This window comes from Providencia sp. PROV129 (genome assembly GCF_028482245.1).
GTDB lineage: Bacteria > Pseudomonadota > Gammaproteobacteria > Enterobacterales > Enterobacteriaceae > Providencia > Providencia vermicola.
The window spans coordinates 185,193-205,824 of the sequence record NZ_JAMPQD010000010.1; the positions used below are offsets into that span (position 1 = coordinate 185,193).

General features: G+C 37.1%; 20 protein-coding genes. 5 read left to right on the plus strand and 15 right to left on the minus strand.

Annotation, left to right across the window (positions count from 1 at the left end; genetic code table 11):
• The 15 genes from PSF27_RS07610 to PSF27_RS07680 all read right to left on the minus strand — a co-directional run bounded on the left by PSF27_RS07610 (position 1) and on the right by PSF27_RS07680 (position 15,305).
• Complete coding sequence (locus PSF27_RS07610) at positions 1-1,179, minus strand: efflux RND transporter periplasmic adaptor subunit (protein ID WP_371007054.1); 1,179 nt, start codon at positions 1,177-1,179, stop codon at positions 1-3.
• Between the two features lie 2 nt (positions 1,180-1,181).
• Positions 1,182-3,377: a peptidase domain-containing ABC transporter gene (locus tag PSF27_RS07615; RefSeq protein WP_206082831.1), complete on the minus strand. Its 2,196-nt coding sequence runs from the start codon at positions 3,375-3,377 to the stop codon at positions 1,182-1,184.
• 5 nt (positions 3,378-3,382) lie between these two features.
• Positions 3,383-4,339: an ABC transporter gene (locus PSF27_RS07620; protein ID WP_272681218.1), complete on the minus strand. Its 957-nt coding sequence runs from the start codon at positions 4,337-4,339 to the stop codon at positions 3,383-3,385.
• The gene (locus PSF27_RS07625) at positions 4,336-5,022 is read right to left on the minus strand and encodes a DsbA family protein (RefSeq protein ID WP_272681219.1); all 687 of its coding nucleotides are present in this window, start codon (positions 5,020-5,022) and stop codon (positions 4,336-4,338) included. The genes PSF27_RS07620 and PSF27_RS07625 overlap by 4 nt, the downstream gene beginning before the upstream one ends.
• Before the next feature lie 78 nt (positions 5,023-5,100).
• Positions 5,101-5,301, minus strand: coding sequence for a DUF4762 family protein (locus PSF27_RS07630; protein WP_206082834.1), 201 nt, complete (start codon positions 5,299-5,301; stop codon positions 5,101-5,103).
• Between the two features lie 115 nt (positions 5,302-5,416).
• A complete protein-coding gene (locus PSF27_RS07635; protein ID WP_272681220.1) occupies positions 5,417-7,114 on the minus strand; it encodes an O-antigen ligase family protein in 1,698 nt (565 codons plus the stop codon).
• A 17-nt stretch (positions 7,115-7,131) separates the two neighbouring features.
• The gene (locus PSF27_RS07640; RefSeq protein WP_272539055.1) at positions 7,132-7,695 is read right to left on the minus strand and encodes a fimbrial protein; all 564 of its coding nucleotides are present in this window, start codon (positions 7,693-7,695) and stop codon (positions 7,132-7,134) included.
• 8 nt (positions 7,696-7,703) lie between these two features.
• Entirely contained in the window at positions 7,704-8,825 is a 1,122-nt protein-coding gene (locus PSF27_RS07645) for a fimbrial protein (protein ID WP_272681221.1), read from the minus strand.
• 2 nt (positions 8,826-8,827) lie between these two features.
• Complete coding sequence (locus PSF27_RS07650; protein WP_206082838.1) at positions 8,828-9,442, minus strand: fimbrial protein; 615 nt, start codon at positions 9,440-9,442, stop codon at positions 8,828-8,830.
• A 10-nt stretch (positions 9,443-9,452) separates the two neighbouring features.
• The gene (locus PSF27_RS07655) at positions 9,453-10,160 is read right to left on the minus strand and encodes a fimbrial biogenesis chaperone (RefSeq protein ID WP_404462930.1); all 708 of its coding nucleotides are present in this window, start codon (positions 10,158-10,160) and stop codon (positions 9,453-9,455) included.
• Positions 10,161-10,247: 87 nt separating this feature from the next.
• The gene (locus PSF27_RS07660) at positions 10,248-12,716 is read right to left on the minus strand and encodes a fimbria/pilus outer membrane usher protein (RefSeq protein WP_371007061.1); all 2,469 of its coding nucleotides are present in this window, start codon (positions 12,714-12,716) and stop codon (positions 10,248-10,250) included.
• An 80-nt stretch (positions 12,717-12,796) separates the two neighbouring features.
• Positions 12,797-13,336, minus strand: a complete 540-nt coding sequence (locus PSF27_RS07665; protein WP_206082841.1) for a fimbrial protein — start codon at positions 13,334-13,336, stop codon at positions 12,797-12,799.
• Positions 13,337-13,421: 85 nt separating this feature from the next.
• A complete protein-coding gene (locus PSF27_RS07670) occupies positions 13,422-13,964 on the minus strand; it encodes a fimbrial protein (protein WP_206082842.1) in 543 nt (180 codons plus the stop codon).
• Positions 13,965-14,146: 182 nt separating this feature from the next.
• The gene (locus PSF27_RS07675) at positions 14,147-14,467 is read right to left on the minus strand and encodes a helix-turn-helix domain-containing protein (protein WP_206082843.1); all 321 of its coding nucleotides are present in this window, start codon (positions 14,465-14,467) and stop codon (positions 14,147-14,149) included.
• A gap of 520 nt (positions 14,468-14,987) precedes the next feature.
• The gene (locus tag PSF27_RS07680) at positions 14,988-15,305 is read right to left on the minus strand and encodes an MGMT family protein (protein ID WP_206082844.1); all 318 of its coding nucleotides are present in this window, start codon (positions 15,303-15,305) and stop codon (positions 14,988-14,990) included.
• A 226-nt stretch (positions 15,306-15,531) separates the two neighbouring features.
• On the opposite strand from PSF27_RS07680, the gene PSF27_RS07685 reads away from it, so the two are divergent.
• The 5 genes from PSF27_RS07685 to PSF27_RS07705 all read left to right on the plus strand — a co-directional run bounded on the left by PSF27_RS07685 (position 15,532) and on the right by PSF27_RS07705 (position 20,511).
• The gene (locus tag PSF27_RS07685) at positions 15,532-16,203 is read left to right on the plus strand and encodes a heavy metal response regulator transcription factor (protein WP_272681222.1); all 672 of its coding nucleotides are present in this window, start codon (positions 15,532-15,534) and stop codon (positions 16,201-16,203) included.
• Positions 16,200-17,564 carry a heavy metal sensor histidine kinase gene (locus PSF27_RS07690; RefSeq protein ID WP_272681223.1) on the plus strand — a complete coding sequence of 455 codons (1,365 nt, stop codon included), beginning with the start codon at positions 16,200-16,202 and terminating at the stop codon, positions 17,562-17,564. The genes PSF27_RS07685 and PSF27_RS07690 overlap by 4 nt, the downstream gene beginning before the upstream one ends.
• A gap of 89 nt (positions 17,565-17,653) precedes the next feature.
• Positions 17,654-18,661: a protein-methionine-sulfoxide reductase catalytic subunit MsrP gene (msrP, locus tag PSF27_RS07695; RefSeq protein ID WP_206082847.1), complete on the plus strand. Its 1,008-nt coding sequence runs from the start codon at positions 17,654-17,656 to the stop codon at positions 18,659-18,661.
• On the plus strand, positions 18,661-19,269 hold the full coding sequence (locus PSF27_RS07700) for a sulfite oxidase heme-binding subunit YedZ (protein ID WP_272681224.1): 609 nt from the start codon (positions 18,661-18,663) through the stop codon (positions 19,267-19,269). The genes msrP and PSF27_RS07700 overlap by 1 nt, the downstream gene beginning before the upstream one ends.
• Positions 19,270-19,506: 237 nt before the next feature.
• Positions 19,507-20,511, plus strand: a complete 1,005-nt coding sequence (locus PSF27_RS07705) for an FUSC family protein (protein WP_206082849.1) — start codon at positions 19,507-19,509, stop codon at positions 20,509-20,511.
• Positions 20,512-20,632 lie beyond the last annotated feature (121 nt).

Here is a 20,632-nt window from a genome sequence, read left to right on the forward strand (position 1 = left end):
TTAACTCGCTATTTTCTCTTGTTGAACAACAACTTGCTCACCTTCAGCGATACCCTCCAGAATCTCAACAAAATGGCGATCATTTATACCTACTTTGACGGTTCGAGCTTCTGTTATTTCATTTTTGATAACAATGACTTCATATTGGTTAAGACCCAGAGAACGACCTAACGCACTCACGGGTAAACGCAGCGCATTTTTAGCTTGGGCAACACGAATAAAAACCTGTGCGGTCATCGACGTTTTTAATGCACGGTCGGTGTTATCAACCTCAAATGTTCCATTGTAATAAATCGCGCTATTTTGCTGACCAGCTGAATTATTATTCCGCTCATCAAGGGCTTCGGGCGGAATAGGTTGCACGTACCCCATGGTGCTTTCGTATTGTTTCTCAGGATTTGCAATTACATAGAATGTCAGTGGCTGACCAGGTTGAATTTTTTGAATATCCGCTTCTGAAATGCGGGTTTGTACTTGCATCTTATCTAAATTAGCCAACACCAAGATCGTAGGTGCCGTTTGTGAGGAAACGATGGTTTGCCCCTCATTTGCAACAATACCCAGTACTTCTCCATTAATTGGAGCCACAATGCGGGTAAAGTTCAAGTTAGCCTGAGCCGTTTGCACATCCATTTCTGATTGTGTGATTAACGCTTCATTAACGCTAACTTGCTGTAATTGTGCTTCATATTGCGCTTGCGCTTGCTCATATTCACTGCGAATGCCAGAACCGTCGCGCTGCATAATTATCTGGCGCTGATAAGCTTTAATGTATTGAATTAACGTTGCTTCTGCTGCGCGCTTTTGCGCTTGTGCGCTCAATAGGCGTGCAGTCGCATTTTTAAGCTCAGATTGCTGAATTGTTGGGTCTATTTCGGCTAATAACTGCCCTTTTCTGACTCTATCACCTTGCTTTACAAATAATTCTCTAATTTGCCCATTAACCTGAGCCCCCACATTCACTTGAATAGACGGTTTTAGTGTGCCAGTCACCATGACCACTTTTTCAATATCCCCCCGATCAACCGAAAGAATGACTCTACTTTGTGCGGGTTCTGTCGGTGCTTGCCAAGCAAGGCTCGTCAACACAATGACAAGTAACAATGCAATGAGACCAATCCAAACACGAGCTCGCATAAATAAGTGTAAAAATGTCGGCTTAATGCGGGGAGAAGTCATAATCAAAGCTCTCCTATGCTAGCAAGCAAAGACGTTGTAGGCTGAGGTGCGTCCTCACGATTACCACCATCATTTCTGATTGATACTTTTTTATGTAATTCACCCGCAGTAATTCGATAAATTGAATCAAATCTTGTCGTGATTTCCTCACTGTGTGTCACAACAATGAGGGTTTTCCCTGTTTTTAGGCAATGTTCCTGAATTGTTTCTATAACGATTTTTGCCGTTTCTTCATCTAAGTTTGCGGTAGGTTCATCCAGTAAAAGAATTGGGCGAGAACTATAAAGTGAACGAGCTAGCAACAAACGTTGGCGTTGCCCAAGAGAAAGTGCAGAATGGCTTTCCCTAATCAACGCATTTAAACTGCCTGGTAACTGACTTACCACTGTGCCTAACGCCAGTTTATTGAGTAAGTTTTCGACCATTTTTCGGTCTTTTTCGCGGAAGTTAGGGTCAAACAACGTGATGTTATCTAACACAGTTGCATTGAATAAAATATCCTCTTGGCTTTGTAAACAAACAAGTTGCGTAAGCTGTTGTACACTTACAACCTCTTCATTTGACAAACATTTTCCTTTCTGAGCACTAAATAGCCCTGCAATAATTCTCAACAAGGTACTTTTACCCGCCCCAGATTCACCCACAATGGCGACTTGAGCACCTGATGGCAAATCTAGCGAGATATCATTTAATATTGGCTTCGATGGGTCATAGCTAAAATGAATGTTTTCGAAGGTAAGGTTCGGGGCTACTCTACCTGCTGGTGATATTGTTTGAGGTGAGACCGTGCTTTCCTCACTTTTCTGAGGAAATAAAGAGTGAGCGCGTGTATCAATAATATGCAGCTGAGATTTGTGAATAATCGCATAAAAAATTCGAGTAACATAGGTAGTGAAAATTTGACGTAAAAAGCTATAAGCAAAAAAATCACCTAAGGAAATCAGGTCATTAGCAACCATCGGCAGCACAACCAACATAAAAATAACCATTTCGAGGCTACCTGTTAGCTGGTAAATACCATCTTTAATTTGTTGGTACACATTTCGACGCTGCATGCAGGTAAACAATTCACGGCTTAGCCACGCAAATTGCGCCTTACGTTGCTCTTCGATACCGGCTGTTTTTATGGTCAGAATGCCCTGTAAGGTTTCCATAAAAAAGTCATTAAGCTCAGCAGCTTTAAGCTGTAATTGCTGGGTGTACCAACGATCGCGAATAATTGCCCATACACTAATGAGCCCCATCACGGTCACCCCTGCCGCTGAAATAACGGCAAGAACAGGAGCAATCCAAAACATCACACCCAATGCAATGGCGCAAATAATCCAATCAGTTCTAAGCCCATTATCAAGCTCAATTTTCTCAGTTAATGCACCCTGCCAAGCAACAAAACGACTGAAAATATCCCCTGGTGCACGTTTTTCAAAAAATCGCAAAGGGTTACTCATTAACCGCGAAAAACCCACCCCACTGTTAATTAACACAAAGTGTTTAACAAACCGTTCGCTTATCATACGAACACCGAGCGCAAGTAGCGTGGCAACAACAAACGCGACAATAAACCAACCATAAGGAAACACTGCATTTTTAGCATCTGAAAATGCTTGGTTGATTGCATTACTCACCATTGCAGGCATTAAAAACAATGTTAGCGAAACGAGGAAAACAAAGGTCATTAACCAATAAATACCTCGCACCTTAGCGGTTTCTTTCAAACTCATCGCATGAGGTACTTTCTGTGTGGAGGCCTTGTTTGTAGCCTGTTCAGAGGAAAGTGATTCGACTTTTTTCAATGCCGTATCTGGCTCTAAAATCAGCGCATAACCGCTAATTTCAGCTTTTAGTGCAGAAAAAGGCAACCATTGCTGCCCTATCGCAGGGTTCATTACACAAACATTATTTCCCTTACGATAAGCAAGTAAGACAAAATGATTTGCGCCATAATGCAAAATCGCAGGAAGCGGCAGGCTACTTAATTCGTCATGCTCAAATAAGACAGGCGTAGTTGAAATGCCATAATTTACTAAAATTGAGGAAAGATCGATCAATGAAGTTCCATGATCAGAAGCTGGATGAACTTCCCTCAATGCATTAAGGGAAAGCGAAAGGCCTTGAGTTTGGGCCAACATCGCAATGCATGCCAAACCACATTCATTCGTTTCTTCTTGAGCGACAAAATTTGGAATAGTATTTTTCATTATTATTAGTGACTAATAAAATAAAGTGAATGGCTATGCCATAAAAGCCAGTCATTGGGATATTCGCGAATTGAATTTTCGATAATAACGGGCATTTGAGCTGCAACATCCTTTGCAGCAATAGGTGGATATATCTTGATTTTTAAGCCATTTTGATAATACAGATGATAAAAAATGACCTGCGCTGAAATCGCATTAGATAAACGTACAACCCCATTATGTAATTTCGCTGCTCGACCAAATAACTGACACGATAATTTACTCGACATCCCTTCTTCAGTTTGAATGGTGTAATCTGGCGTGATATCTGGAAATACAATCATATTTTTTTGGCCCGTCGCAGTTTCTGTCATTAAAGTCATTAATTGAGTCGCTAATGACTTATTGTCTTGATGAATTGAACAATACGACAAATTCACTTGGCCTAATTCACGGGCAGAGGCATTGTATTTTTGTTGCTCCGCACTGGATGAAACCACTACCGTAGCGTTGCCTGGAGTAACTCCAGAGCCGACTATCGTAGCCAGCACATCAGAAACCATATGTAATGGCGCCAAAACAATCGGTTTATTTTGCTGATGCAAAGGTGCAACAACACTATCAAGGGCAAGAATGCAGGCTTGTAATTGCGCCATAATTTGGCGGTTTTGCCCCCATGTAGCCGCTTCTTCCAAAATAAAGCGCTGTACTGCGGCCCATCTCGCATCGACGTTGCCATTCGTCTCCACTAAACTGCGATAATTTTGCGTTGCAACTTTGTTTTGATTACGGTATTTACGACCGAATACCCCAATTCGGCAACCCAGTTTAGCGATTAGCAGAACTGGGACAATATAACCTCGACGCAAAAGAAAGCGAAAAGAAGAGATTCCATAGTGGCTGAGATTTTCATATCCTTTTTTAAACGGTATTAAGCAGCTTTTTACACTGAACACCGTCCAAACAATTAAAAACCGGATCACTGTGACGCCTTATTGCTTTTTTCCAATAATTCCAACATATAAGCTGAAAATTCAGGGAAATCACGATCTTGATAAACTACATATCGTTTATTAATAATAAATGCAGGGGTGCCTGTGATTTGGTAATACTGGGTAATATCAGCCATATATTTAATACGTTCTTTAACTGAGCTGGTTTGGCTAATTTCATGATATTTTACTGAGTCAATGTCATGCTGCTTTAACCATACATCTAAAATATCTTTCTTGGTTAAGTCCAGTTTTTCGTTGATAACTGAGTTATAAAGTGCCTGACGTAATTCGGCTTCTACCCCCATTTCTTCAAGGGTTGCAAAAATAGGCGCGTATGCAGCAAGCCCTACGCTATTATCCATTGCTAAATGAATGGCTTTAAACGTAATACCCTCTGGAAGCTCCTTTTCAAATTTGGCCATATTGTCATTGCTTAACGCACAATAATGACAACCATAAGAAAATATTTCTATGATGCTATTATCTTCCTTTATTGGGCTTGATAAAACTTGTGCAGTATTAAACTCGACAAAAGAAGAATCATCTAAGTTACTATTTGAAAAAGTATTAAAGATGAAAATATGGTAGAACAAAACCGTCATGAGTGAAGAAATCACAGCAACGAATATTGTGTAAATTGTGATGGTTATTGGTTTAAAATGCATATTCATAACAGCCGTTCCAATTTAAAGTAAAATATACATGGGGGTCCATCCCCATGTATTAATTAAAGGTAGTTAAATTAAATCTTATGGTTTAACAGCACCTGAACAGTTTGCAGCGTCAACATTTTTAGCTTTGTATGTTTTATTTCCATGCTTGTCAGTACAAGTTGTAATTAATTTACAAGATGAAACACCACCAACAATGATACTTTCATAAGAATCAGTACAAACTTGTTTAGTTCCACCAACTACAGCAGCAGCTTCGATAGCATTTAATGTTTTCATGTTATTTCCTTTTAAGATAAATATTAATTAATAAAACACATATCTGTTGATGATTTTTCACCAACAAATTCTTTAGAATTTTTTATTTTTAGAAAAGAAGAACAATAATAACCAACTAAAAATTCAATTGATTTAACCTTTCATTTTCGCCAAACAAATAACTCGCCTTATATCTAACGTCTCTTGCTTTATCCTTTTCACCTAGCTCATTTAAAACCAGAATCCAAGAAATATAAACATTAATGTCAGGAGATGAATTTGATGCGTCCATGGCCCAATCATTAAATAAATTAAGGTACTTAATATCCTGCGTTTCGTTATAGCGTAATAAATACCCCATATTCAAATCAAACTGATAACGGTCATACATCAATAAATAGTTCCAATTATGGTAAAGAGGCTTTTCTATTGATAACAACATTTGCTGTCCCGTTTTTTCTATATAGGTTAAGTATTGTTGTGCTTGTAATGTCATGTATAACAGAATGACGGACAAGGCTGAGCCAAATATAATAATTCCTTTTAAAAAGTAGTTCACCATCTTATTTAGTTTATATTTTTTATTTGGTGAATCAGCACAGCGTAATAACAATATTAAAACTATCCCATGAGGTATCGATAACCACAAAGGAAATTCTGTCATCATATGGAATATGATAGGCAAAGCCGCTACCCAATAAATGTAATTTTCATTTTTATTTTTAAATGTAGATAGCAATAAAGCTACACCACCGATAATAATTAAAACTGTCGCAATAAGCCCAACAAAACCACCTTCGACCATCCAACGTAATATTTCATTATGTGGATGTGACATTATTCTTGCATTAGTCTCTAGTAAACCACCACCAAATCGCTCTAAAAATACTGACTCAAAACTTCCTACGCCCCATCCCAATAATGGTTTTTCGCTGAAAAGATATAAACTATGCTGCCATAAAACCCATCGAATTCGTGATGTATTTAATTTACTTTCAGTCGTATCTATAATATTAAGACCATTCTTGATTCCATAGCCAATTATTAAACCAAGAATAACAATCAGAAATAAAAATAAAATTTTTTTACGATGATACTTTGCAATTAAATAAAAAACAATAAAAATAAAAATTAAATTTAAATAACCTGTTAATGATTGAGACAAAGGTACTGTTGCACTCATTAAAAGCAAAGCAGTAGCAATAAAGCCAACTAAATACCATTTAGCATTCTTTATTTTGATCAACAAACTTACTGCACTTGCTATTCCTACGCAAATGAAACTAGAAAAAACATTAACCTGTTGAAATACACCATATGGCCTATCTCCATTTAATGGCGGATAAGGTAGACCTATTAATGGCAATAGATTAAAAACTTGAAGCATCGCCAATATACTTTCTATAATAGCAGCAACAAGTATTCCATAAAGTATAATTTCACGGACTACATTTGAAATATTAAATTGAACTAAAACCTGATAACATATCAATATCCCTAATAACCAATAAGCTGTTAAGTAAGCATTGTAACGATAGTTCTCAGGCGAAAAAAAACATAGCACCATCAAGATAATTAAGCCTAATGAAATAAAATTACTTGCTAATGAATAAGTTATACTTATCTTTTTTATTTGAAAAAAAATCGCCACCACTAAAAATAAAGCCAGAAAAAAGGCACTAACGATATTTAATGGTAGTGAAAATCCTGCCCCACCTAAATTAGGTAGATAGATGTGAAATATAATTCCAAAGCACACAATCACACTACCGATAACAACCCAATTACTCTGACTATATAAATATAAATTATTTGATTTTTTTATTACACTCATCGTATTTATTTTACTTATCACTGATAATTTAATGTGTAATATGCAGTGCTATAAAATAGCCCATATGTAATAGTCTGATTAGTTCGAGCTTCTGGTTCAGCTTCAACATAAGCTTTAAATTGAAGCTCAGTATTATTATCCGCCAGATTTTGCGCCAATGATGGAACATTTAACTCTATCGGTGTTTCATTTAAATTTAATAGCCCAATCCCGATTCCATTCGCTTCGCTTTTGTCATTAATCGCTAAATGATCAGGGAGATTAGTGTTTTCTACTCCATTAAATGTTACTGTTACCGCGTTAAATACAGACGTATTACAGTTTATTAAATGAATCGAAAATAATAAAGGTTTCGATTTTCCTGTTGAATAAAGCTCTTTTACTGAAACCTCTTTAAAGTCTACTGGCACCTTTTCACTACCTGGTGCAATTTGGCAAGGTGTAACCATCACATTACCCCTAAAAGAATAACTCCCCATATTAGTATGAGTAATATCTGCAACAGCCTGATTTGAACCAAATAAAAAAAGGCAACATACCGATAAATAAATTGTGTTTAATATTTGATTATTATTTTGCATTGTTAACCTCATTGGAATTCAGCGAGGATCGTGCCTGTCGCTGTAAATTCACCATCATCCACTGTGCTACCTGGAGCTGCAATTGGTGCCGCAGTTAAATTCCAAGTACCTTGGTTATTAAAAAAATTAGGTACAGTATAAGCTTGGTTAGGTTTAACTAATGCTCCCGTCAAATTCTCTTTAATAACAATGCCAAGGTTTGTTCGCTTCACGCCATTTTTTAATGTTCCGTAATAATCCGCATTAAAATCGGCTTGACCTGAAGCACCTGGGAGTAAAGATAACTTGATGTTCAGATCCCCCGTCGTAAAGCTTCCACCTCTACATTTCACTGGGATATTAAAAGGTTCTGCATAATTAATTCCATTTAACTGTTCACTTGTATTTGCAACATCTTTAAAGTCAATATTAATTGGATTTCCATCATTTATCGTACATTCATCAGCAACTGTAATAATTCCCGCAGCCAGTACAACACGTGTTGATGGAATTGGTGGATAAGACGTTAATCCATTAGTCGCGGTTCCTTTTTTAGCAAATACTTGAACTAATTCCGCTTGGTTTATGGTAATTCCATTAATAATCGGTTTTTTTAACCTAAACGTTACTGTTCCGCTAGAGCCTGTTCGAAGCGTTACTGCATAAGGACGGCTATTTGTACTCGTCGGCCTACACTCCATTGGATCAGACCCCCCATTCCACAAGTTCGATGCTGGAACAGCCACTTTCCTAGGCTGCGTCCCGCCAAGCTGGATTTCAACTTTCACATCGAAATACTCATTTAAGGTCAAATAACCCGGATTTTGCATTGATTGGGGTATTGTTGACATTAAATCAAAGGTCATTCCAGAATCGGGATTGTTGTTACCTGGCCCACCAGGCTGCATATAAGTTTGACAATAAATATCAAAATAAGGCCAGTCTGTAACATCAAAATTAAATACCGTCTCTGCGTCTTTTTCATTTATCAAAAGCTGGTTATTCATTCTTGCTTCGAATGTATAGGTCCCTCCATCGGGTATTACAGCCCCATGTGGATACCCAAATACTGACTGAGGTAACAATGCCACTACCGCCAAACTAGTCGCGATCGCTATATCTTTTAATATTTTATTGTTGGATATAGACATTGTTATAAATACTCCAGTTTTAACCTAACTAATCCGCTAAAATTACCTGCTGAAACAACTTGGCTTGTTGCTTCTAAAGATGCGTTTAAGGTAATGTTATTATCCCCTGGCTTAAGCACCCATGAGCCTTTAGGTTGGTTAAGCATTAAATTCTCATGGTCTTGGCTGAAAATACGCAATCCCGCACCTTTAACACCACCACTAACTCTCACTAAATCTGAATTATAGAAATCAGAATCCCCCGCAATACTCAACGAAACCGCGCTTTCACCTGTTAGGTAATAACGCTTACCATTTTGCGTTGCTTCTCCCGCCGAATTTACAAAGGATCTAGATGCACCACGCTGGCAATCTTTAAGCCTCACGCTAAAAGTCACTGGTGTACTTCTATCGCCAATACGATGAAATGACCGCGCACTTACCTCTCCTAAATCAACATATTGTTCCTGAGTATTTAATTCAAGAACGCAAGGCGATGCATACACACTCCCTTGAAAATGCACAGTACTGTGTACATCCAATAAGGTTTGACGCGAGGTTTTATCATCAGCCATTTCCGCAACCGCAGAAAAACTGCCGACCCCTAGTAACACAAACCCTAAGCATTTAATTTTCATTCGAATACTCCTAGCGTGGCTGTTGCTCTGGTGGTAGTGCTTTACAGATATTTCCATTACAGCTGTATTTCAGTTCTGGATGGCCGCCGTAATCGTTCACATACATCATGGTAAAGCTTTCACCTGCTCCATTAACCTTAATATCTAGATGAGATTTAGGCGCTACCATTACCCCTGGAAAATCCGTTAATTTTTTCCCCCCCTCTGTAATCAACTTATTATTTAAACTAATAATAGTGACAAAATAAGGTGTCGGGTTTTCAGCTCGCCAGTTATTTCCTTGCTTATAAAATGTCACTTGGTCTTGCCAAATTGCACTTTTTGACGTGGGAATAATTGCCGTTGGTCGATAAAATAATTTGATGCGCGATTGCATCGCTAACTGTAAAACATTTGGTTTATCTGGCTTTGGTGGCACTTCCCTAACATTTAAATAAAATAAACTTTCGCGATCTTGAGGAAGTTTATCTATTTCCGCTGTTTTTGAGACTCGAGCAACACCTTTTTGTCCGCCATTAATTCTCTGTAATGGGGGTAATACAACTAATGGAGATGTAATTTTTTTCCCATTTGCATCTTCAACCCAAGATTGCGCTAAAAAGGGAATACTTGAACTGGTGTTTGATAAATTAGCACTCGAAGAGGTTTCCGCACCAGTAATAATCAACCGAGTTCTATCTAGTGATATTCCTGCATATGATTGGCTTACTCCAGCCATAATTACCAGTAAACCACCCACCCATTTTTTTATACAAATCGCCATTTTTTATACCTTATTTAAAAACTTGTTCTGATTGTCATTTCATTATTGGCAAGGCAGTAAAACTGACATACCAGGATTAATTTTTTCAGGTAATTGAATTTTGCATTGCGCTTTCCCACCCCAAGAGACCGTTAATGTTTCTTTAGGATTTACAGCCATCAAATACGCCAATCCATCTTCCATCAACATTGCAACATTAATACCGTCAGCGTTGGTCACATCCGCCCCAAACGGAGGAACTGTATTATTAAAGCGAATTGTGGCAATCAGTTTTTCACCTTGGGCAACAGCAAATCGCTGGTAACCAATCGCCCCTTCCGTCAGTGTTGACGTTGCGATCGCTTTGTTGGTATCAACATCACTATTTAGCTTATCGACATCAATACGGGTATCGAAGCTGTAATAACTCACGATATCTGGTACCACTGAAATACCCGCCCAGTTTGTTCGTGTTTTTTCATGGTTAAATGGCACACCACTAATTCCATTGGTATCGACCATAATCCTGGCTGTATCAGTTGTTGCGCTACTATTATGTAGTGCGGCACCATAGGCTGTTGCGGTAAAGCCGCCGCGCAATGTCCCATTGATGGATGCAGTTTGTCTTTCTTGATAGCTGACGTTGGTATTTACATCAGCAAGTTGAGTGCGCTTTTGATAATAACCGTCAAATTGCACACGATCATCACCACTACGCCCAGCTCTTACTCGCCATAAGTTATTGAAATCTCTATTATCGCTATACGACAACATATGACTTGTTTTACTTCCGCTATTTTGTAAGTCATATCCCGCCCAACGGCTATCACCAACAGGCACAGAGACAGAAAGGGAGACACTATCGTCACGTCTTCCTCGATAATCTGAACGATAAGCGGCAATATTCGTAGAAACCCCATCGATGCCCATTAATCGGAATGTTCGACCAACAGACAAGCCATACCTATCTTGAGATGTTTGATCCCAAAAAGTTTGATGCGTGTAAGTTAAAAATAGTGTTGTTCGCCAATCAGGCTCATCTGCCCAAAACGTTTTATTCGCGGTGATGGTATACATCTCTTTCTGGCGACCTATACCTAAATAACGGTTTTCACGTTCATCTAAATATTGTGATAGTGTGCGAAACTTATCTTGTGAGAAGCGATATCCCGCAAATGTGATCGTACTGTTTATTTCATCAAAAGATTTTGAATAACTCAGACGAAAAGAAGACCCCGTTTCTGTATTTTCACCAGGAATTCGGCTAACTGATTGTGTCACATCCGCAGACAAAGCTCCGAATACAGATAAGTCACGGCCTAACCCTGCTGAAAGTGCGGTATAATCCCGGCCGGCAAATAAGATCCCTCCAATTAACGACCAGTTATTACTCAGCCCCCAAGAGAAATCTCCTGTCGCAAACATTGGCCCTTCTGGCTTATGGTTAAAGCGAGAAGGCTTACCCATTGAGACGTTATAACGAACATAACCAGGTCGAGTTAAATAAGGGATATTGGCGGTATCAATCTGAAAAGTGGATACATCACCGTCATCACCTTCAACTCTAACATCCAAAGTTCCTCGAATTGAGCTTTGCAAATCTTGAATACTAAATGGCCCCGCAGGTACTGTCGTTTCATAAACAACACGCCCTGCTTGGCTCACTATCACCTTTGAATTACTTTTAGCAATGCCATTGATTTGCGGCGCATATCCCCTTAAATTTGGTGGTAACATACGCTCATCGCTGGCTAAGTTAAGTCCTGTATATCGAATAGTATCGAAAATTTGCGAATTTAAATAAATTTCACCCAGAGTTAATTTAGCCGCTATATGAATTAAAGGGCGGTATGCATAAAACTGATTCCAATCGAATTTTCTGTCACCACGCTCATTGTAATTTGCTTGGTAATCAGCTCTAAAACGCCATGCACCTAAATTCACTCCAGCTTGGCCATAAGCAGATAAAGAATGTCTACTTGTATGCCTGACTAAAGAACGTGAAATCGAACCATTTAGGTTATAATCGAACAATAAACCTGAAACACCTGTATCCCAACGCTCAGGCGGTACCCAGCTTGGGTCTGAATACTTCATCCAAGCTTGCGGCATTGTGATATCAAGCTTACCTTCGAAGTTATTAATTTTGACACCTGATATAGGTAAAATATTCGAGCATCCTGGTGAGATCGCCTGAATTTTCTTTAATGCATCTTCTTTAAGTGCCAGCATATCAATTTGTTCAGGCGTAAAACAAACGAGCGTTTTTTCGCTATCCTGAGGGTCAATGATATAAGTAACTTTTTGCTGCGATAATGATTGCCCATTAATATAAACATCTAATAGATAAGTACCAGGAAATACAAAGTTGTCTTTTGAAAAGCGAGTTAAGTCAATATTATTACGATCCCCGACATCTAATACATCTGTATTAAATTCAACAATATCGTTAGCTAACATATTAGGTGAGTAACAAAGCATTGCAATATATATTGCAAATATTTTTTTTATATTCCCACTGAAAATAATCATTTTAATTCACTCTGAATTCACTAGCTATTCTAAAAGACCAATCCGATTCTTAATAAAATCGCAAATATTTTTATATTTATTCAAAAATAATCCATTCTAAATCTCAATACACCTGCAAATTCACCCGCCTTAATGTATTTTTGATAAGCGACTAAAGTTGCAGTAAACTCCAAACTGTTTCGTCCCTCGAGCAATGTATAATCAGGTAGCTTTGTATTGAATTTTAGTATTTCTCCATGAGAATTTTTTAATTGAATACCAAAACCTTCTGAATCGCCATTAACTTGAAGTAACTGACCGCGGTCCACAGTGCTTCCCATCATTGTTATTTGAGCTCTTGATGCACTACCTTTATCTTCGGAAGGAAGCGTACAACCGACTAGCTTTATATTAAAATTTTTACTTAAAAGTAAATTAGCATCAGGCGTGATTTCACGTGCACTCACTTCCCCGAAATTAATCCAAAGCTCTCGACTATCAGGATCGATATTACAAGAAGCCTCAATTAACTCGCCTTGCATAACAATATCACCTGGGGTGTTATTTACAGCACTTCCCCAGCTTAATAAGGGCCATAATAAACTAGAGCTTAATGCTATTTTTTTAACTCGAATTATCATGGGTAACACCGCTTTAATTATATTTCTAGGCTCAGTATTGCGGAGTATTTAATACTCCGCATACAATCACTAAATTAATTCCAAATTATTGGTAATCGATTTGGAAGTTAATTGTAGAATCGAAGTTACCTGGAGTAACAGCATTAGATGCGTTATCTGATTTCAGGTATGCAACAAATGGAATTGTTGTTTTACCATTAGTTAAGTTAACCGCTGTAGAAGCCTGGCCCCATACAACATCTTGATTTCCATTATCTCTTAAACCAATACCAGCACCGCTTGCTGTTCCTGAAGTAAATGCAGCTAATGCGCTATCATTCGGATTTACTGTAGATGGCGTGTAAGTAACAGTTGCAGTTTGAGCTACTGTAGTATCACAGCCTTGCAGAACGATATCTTTTTTAACATTACCTGCACGCTCACCATTTTTTAAATTTGATACAGGGATTTGGTAAAAATTAACTTTTACAGGGCTTGACTCTTCGCTTAAACCACAAGCAGAGTTAACAAGCTCACCTGTAATTTCAATTGTACCGTTAGTTGGGGTACCTGTATAAGCGGCCATAGCTGCAAATGAAGCAAAACCTGATGCTAATACTGCGCCGACTACAAATTTATTTAATTTCATATTAATTTAATCCTGTATGATTTATATTTTGCTATAATAGTTGTTCATAACAACTTTAGATAAAAATAATCATTAATCCATATAATGATTATTTTTAATAAAGTTATCACCTTGACAAGTTGAATTTATTTATTTGTATTATCTGTTTATCATGCCTTGTTCTTAATTGTCATGAGCAAAAATTATCGCCACATTTTTTTTGTATCTTTATCTAAGATCGAATAATAGTTTTTTTCATTCATTACAATGCATTTTAATCTTTCGTTATCATGCTTATCTATTACATGATTAAAAAAATCTCGCCATGACTTATTAAATAGTGCTAAGATGGTGTCCATCATTTCAAACGTTAATTTCGTTTTTCCCGTTTCATAGCGAGAAATTTGTTGTTGACTCACATTTAACTTTTTTGCCAGTTCACTTCCTGTTAAGTTTTGCTCTTTCCTTATCCCTCGCAAATACTGTCCTATTTCTATATTTATCCCTTTAGAAAAATAAGCCATCTTTATTTAACCTTTATATTAAATAATAAATTTTAGACACTTTGTTAAATTTAGAATGATTATATGTCTGAATATTTAGTTTGTATAATTGATAGTGCAAATCTATTTTTATTAAAAAAAAACACCGCCCTATTAAAATAAGTATTTGTTACAAAAAAATGAAACTTAAAGTAAATAATCATTGAATAACAAAGAGTTACTTTTTTGGTAGTGAAAATACTTAGTTAAATATTTACAAATTGATACAATTTAAAATATCAATATACACTTTTAACCCGCGCCATGTTTATTTAGGTTAAAATTTAACCACTAAAGTTAATGAAATAAAATTTTCCCACTCGTATTTTGGGTTTAATTTTATCTTAAATATTTTTTTAAGACTTATCTTAGCCTGTTAAAAAATGAAGTGTTTAGCTCACTAAGCGTAAAGGGGATTTTTAGAATCATATTTATGTGGTTTTAGAATCATAGTGAGAGGATTCATCAGTGAGGTCGAGAATTGAAGTTCGAAATTTCCCTTCTAGCTAAGCCCTTCCCACAAATATTGTTTCAGCTTTATCTTATCATTTGAATCAAAAATAATGCCTTCACTGATAAGTGCTTTTTTATGTCGCGTATAGCTCTCCCCTTTCACAGACAATTTCCCTTGCCCATTTATAATGCGATGGCACGGCAAAGTACTGTCTGCGGGGATCGTGCGGATCACTTGGCATACTTGTCGTACATAAGTAGAGTAACCCGCCATTTTGGCCAGCGTGCCATAAGTCACGACTCGGCCTTCAGGGATACTACCGATTAAGTGATAAATTATATCTTGAAAAGAGGGAGTGCTATTCATAATAAATTACTTATATTCAATATGTTACTTAACTTAGTAACGTTATTAAGTAGGCCTATATTTAATATAGAAAGCCCATGATACGTCTAAAATCAGAGCAGACAATAGAATGTATTATCACTCTAAATCGCCTTCACAGCCACGACCCTATGATTTTTAATTGTTAAACACACCTAAGTTTCTTTAATATAAAATAAAGTCAAATTGAGGTTACCGTTCGAATTTCATGAAAATACTCTTAATTGAAGATCATATAAAAACCCAACATTGGGTTAAAAATGGCTTAGAAGAAGCAGGTTTTCTTGTGGATACTGCCCAAGATGGCCGTGATGGTCTCTATTTTGCCTTAGAGAATAACTACCAGTTAGTTATTCTCGATATTATGCTCCCTGGCATGGATGGCTGGGACATTTTGAAAATTTTAAGGACATCTAAAAATGTTCCTGTAATTTGCCTCACCGCTCGCGATGCAGTAGACGACCGAATTAAAGGATTAGAGCTCGGTGCAAATGACTATCTCGTTAAACCATTTTCATTCTCAGAATTACTCGCTCGGGTTAAAAATCTCTTAAAAGTTCATCAACCCACATCTACAAATATGGCGGTTGCGGATTTAAAAATAGACCTCACTCGCCATGAAGTTGAACGTGGTGGTATAAAAATCACCTTAACCCGTCAAGAATTTTCTCTTTTACTGTTTTTTGTACTGCATTGTGATGAAATCTTGCCGAGAGCATTAATTGCAAGTGAAGTTTGGGGGATTGATTTTGACAGCGATACCAATGTTATTGATGTCGCTATTCGCCGGCTAAGAAAGAAAATCGATGATAATTTTGACGTTAAACTCATCGAAACGATTCGTGGTATGGGATATCGCTTAAATAGGCCAGAAAAATGAAAAAAAAATCGCTACGCTTTAAGCTTATTTCATTATTTATTGCTTTGATGGTTGTAAATGCAGGTATGGTGACGTGGGTTTTGTATCACTCACTTAAAAATGAGCTCGTTGAACAAGATAACAACTTACTCATTAACCGAGCCCACCAGCTCGCCAAGTTAATTTCCAGTGGTATTGATATCAAAACGCTTCCCATGTATTTCCAAAGCATGATGGATATGCGCCAAGATATTATCCAAATCTCGGATGACGCTGGGCGCGTATTAGTTTCGACAAATAATGCGCAACTTGATACCCAACAACTCAAATTAGTGCCACAAAAACAATTAAATCTCAATGTTATCAACCATGGGAAAACAGCGCAGGGGATCCCCTTTTCCTCCGTATATTTCGTTTCAAACTCCCCACAAGGGCCCTTACAAGTTGTTCTCGGCAAAATATCGGTCGACCGCAGTGGCATCTTAGCCCAATATTTAACCCAAAGTATGCTGGTTTCAGCATTTTCAATATTACTCATGGGGATACTCAGTATATGGCTCTTGAAAAAAGGACTGTCAGATATTCAATCGCTTAGCCAAATCACAGCAAAAACAGATATTTATACATTAAAGAACCCTATCGATATTGAGCAGTTGCCGCAAGAGCTTAAAGAGCTGGGTAAATCAATGAATACCATGCGCCAACGATTGAAGCATGATTTTGTTAAACTCACCCAATTGGCTGATGACTTAGCCCATGAGTTAAGAACCCCAATTAATGCTATTCGTGTGCAGAATGAGGTTACATTGCAGCGGCCTCGTAGTGTTGCCGAATATGAAACGATGATCGTCAGTAATATCGAAGAGTTGGATAAACTGGCTAAAATGATCCAAAACACCCTATTTATTGCCCGTGCTGAAAATAAGAACATTACGTTGAATCGCGAAAACATCGTTTTATTTCAAGTTATTGATGAGGTGTATGAGCTATTTTCCGCCTATGCACAAGAAAAACAAATCGAGCTATCATGTGAGCCATCGTCATTAACCCTTTATGCTGACCCTACACTACTCACCCGAGTTTTCATTAACATTTTCTCAAATGCAATTAAATTTTCTCACGCACAAACTCGCGTACTCACTGAAATCACTACATATCCAAACCACCAAGAAATTAAAATCACTAACCAAGGCGATCTGCTGCAAGATAATGAGGAAATTTTCACTCGTTTTTGGCGGGGGGATAATGCTCGTTCAACAGAAGGCTCTGGTTTAGGATTAGCAATTGTTAAAGCAATTGTTGAATTGCATGGTGGGTCAGTAAGCTTTGAACACTGCTCAGGTACCAGTACAATTACCCTCCGATTTCCTACAATCAAGTAAGATGACAAATTTGTCATCTTACTGTCAGCTTTATTTTTTGCGCGTTTGATATAACAGATTTAATCCACCTTATTACTCTGGAGCGCACAATGAAAAAAACACCAAAAATTCCGACGTCTCAAATCACAGATGAGTCGATTTTTTTTATGAAACGCCGACAACTTCTTAAAGCCTTGGGTATCGGAGCCGCAGGATTAACCCTTGCATCTACGGCAAATGCAGGTTTATTTTCTTGGTTTAGTGACGATACCCCCGCGACTCCAACCGTGCCTAGAAAATCGCTGATATTTATTCAACCTCAGGAATACCAATCATCACTTATTCTGACACCAGAAGATAAAGTGACTGGGTATAATAACTTTTATGAGTTTGGACTCGGTAAGTCAGATCCCGCCGATAATGCTCATACATTAGTCACTGACGAATGGACTGTCACGATTGAGGGTGAAGTTAGCCATCCAATGACTCTCAATTTAGATGACATCAACACTAAGTTTCCCTTAGAAGAACGTATTTATCGAATGCGCTGCGTAGAAGCGTGGTCGATGGTTATTCCATGGGTTGGTTTTCCACTTGCGAAGTTATTAGCGCTAGTGGAACCTACGAGCAAAGCTAAATATGTCGCCTTTGAAACACGTTACGCCCCCGAACAAATGCCTGGGCAAAAAAGTCGTTATGTTGGTGGCGGGTTAGCCTATCCCTATGTGGAAGGATTACGCTTAGATGAAGCAATGAATCCACTCACTTTATTGGCCACTGGCGTATATGGAAAAAGCTTACCCAACCAAAATGGCGCACCTATCCGACTAGTCGTTCCTTGGAAATACGGCTTTAAAGGCATTAAGTCTATCGTGAAAATCCGCCTAACTGAGCAAATGCCCGAAACAACGTGGAACCTTTCTGCACCAGATGAATATGGTTTTTATGCCAATGTAAATCCTCACGTAAACCACCCCCGCTGGTCACAAGCAACTGAACGTTTTATTGGTGCAGGTGGCTTAGGCCAAGTAACTCGGCAACCCACGTTGCTCTTTAATGGATATGCCGACCAAGTGGCAAGCTTATACCAAGGAATGGACTTGCGGAGATACTATTAATGTCCCAAGAAAATAAACTAACAGTATGGTTAACCAAAGGGAGTATTCACCTTGTTGCTCTACTCCCTTTGTTGTGGTTAATTTTTTTAATAGATACCCAGCAACTTGGCGCCGATCCCACTAAAGATATACAACATTTTACAGGGATCACTGTGTTACGTTTATTAGTTCTGATTGCGTGCATCCCACTTATTGCTCAATTATTACGATTTACCACATTGTTTCAAACACGCAAAGCACTTGGGCTCTGGTGTTTTTTTTGGGCAGCTCTACATTTAAGCAGTTATCTGTTACTTGAAATCGGTATAAATAATTTGGGGTTATTTTTTGAAGAAATTTATTCGCGAGTTTATTTAGTTATTGGCGCTATCGCTTGGCTATGTTTATTTCTGATGGCTATTAGCTCATTAAACTGTATACGTAGTTGGTTAGGTACATGGTGGAAAAAAGTCCATATGCTACTTTACCCTACCCTCTTACTTGTACTTTGCCATTACATTTTGTCACTCAAAACACTCACACCTGAACCTTTTATCTATTTAGGGCTAGTTGGATGTGCATTTTTTTATCGTATAAAGAATCAATGGAAAATGTCTATTTCATCATAAATATAAATTGAAATGAATAAAACCTATCGTTTATTTTTCTATATCTTTTTATGATATGTTTAAATATAATTCGAATATTTTTAAACCCCTATAAAAAACACATGCCAACAAAAATAATTTTATATTTTCAATGTATATTCAGAGTTATCACATACTAAAACAATTCTTTAATTTACGATATAACTCGACTAAGATAGATGGTGAAAATAACTCAAAAAGATAGAGTGAGTAGTTAACATGAAAGATATTAATAAAGAAAATAAATATATTAGCTTTAGAAATAATGGAGTTTTTTTGATTACTGCTATAGTCAATTCAACTATTTGTTTTTCTTTATTTGGCTTCATAGGTGGGACATTTGGTCTTTTAACAACACTATTCTCTAATGTCGTTTATGATACAAAGCCTGATAGTAGTAATATTTTTTATGTATTTTTTTTATTATGTTTAGTTATCGTTGGTGGGGGGATTGGTTTTATACTAAAGCTAACAATTTATTTTCATATTTACTTATTTATCCTCTCCTATTGCTATTACCTATTTTACAAAAAAGATGATTACTTAGATCGTACATTTCCATTTTTGATTATCTTTTCTTGTATGGGAACAACACTTGACTCTATTAGCTTTGACTTGCCGATGGCCTTTATCTCAGGGGTTGCTATTAGTCTGCTTACATTTAGCTTACTAAGACATAAAAATTTTGAAAGTCATGCATTTAAAAATGGATTATTTTCAAAGGAAATATATCATAGTGATGAAAAAGTATATATACGTGCTTTCTTGTTCAGTTTTTTTCTATTTTTAAGTCTTTCAATACCTGACTATCTAAATTTATATAAACCTTATTGGGCACCTCTAACATTCATTATGTTACTCCATCCAAAAGAAATGCACATAATAAAGGTTACCTTACTTAGGTTTTTAGGAAGTCTATTGGCAGCCGTTTTTGTTATTGCCATGTTTAGCATAACCAAATCACAGGAAACTTATATTTACTTAGCAGTTTTAGCTTTAATCATATTTTTCATGCCAACACTTTTCCGCTTAAATTATCTACTAAAAACATTTTCTATTACTGTTTTTGTTCTACTTCTTCTTGAAGAAACTCAATTTTTACATAACCCAAGTTACTTACTACCGATATCAAGAGCATATGAGACATTTATCGGTGGTGCTGTTGCAATTCTTGCAAGCTTAGTTTTAAATATTTTTAGGATCCTAAAAAAAGAAAAATCATAAATTAAAATTTATAGTAATAAAAACAAGGAAGCCTTCTTTAAGTAAATGTTGAAGCTTCCTCTATATTTAGACTGCCATTGAAGAAAACCATAACAAAAAAAACAACTACACTCTTATAAAA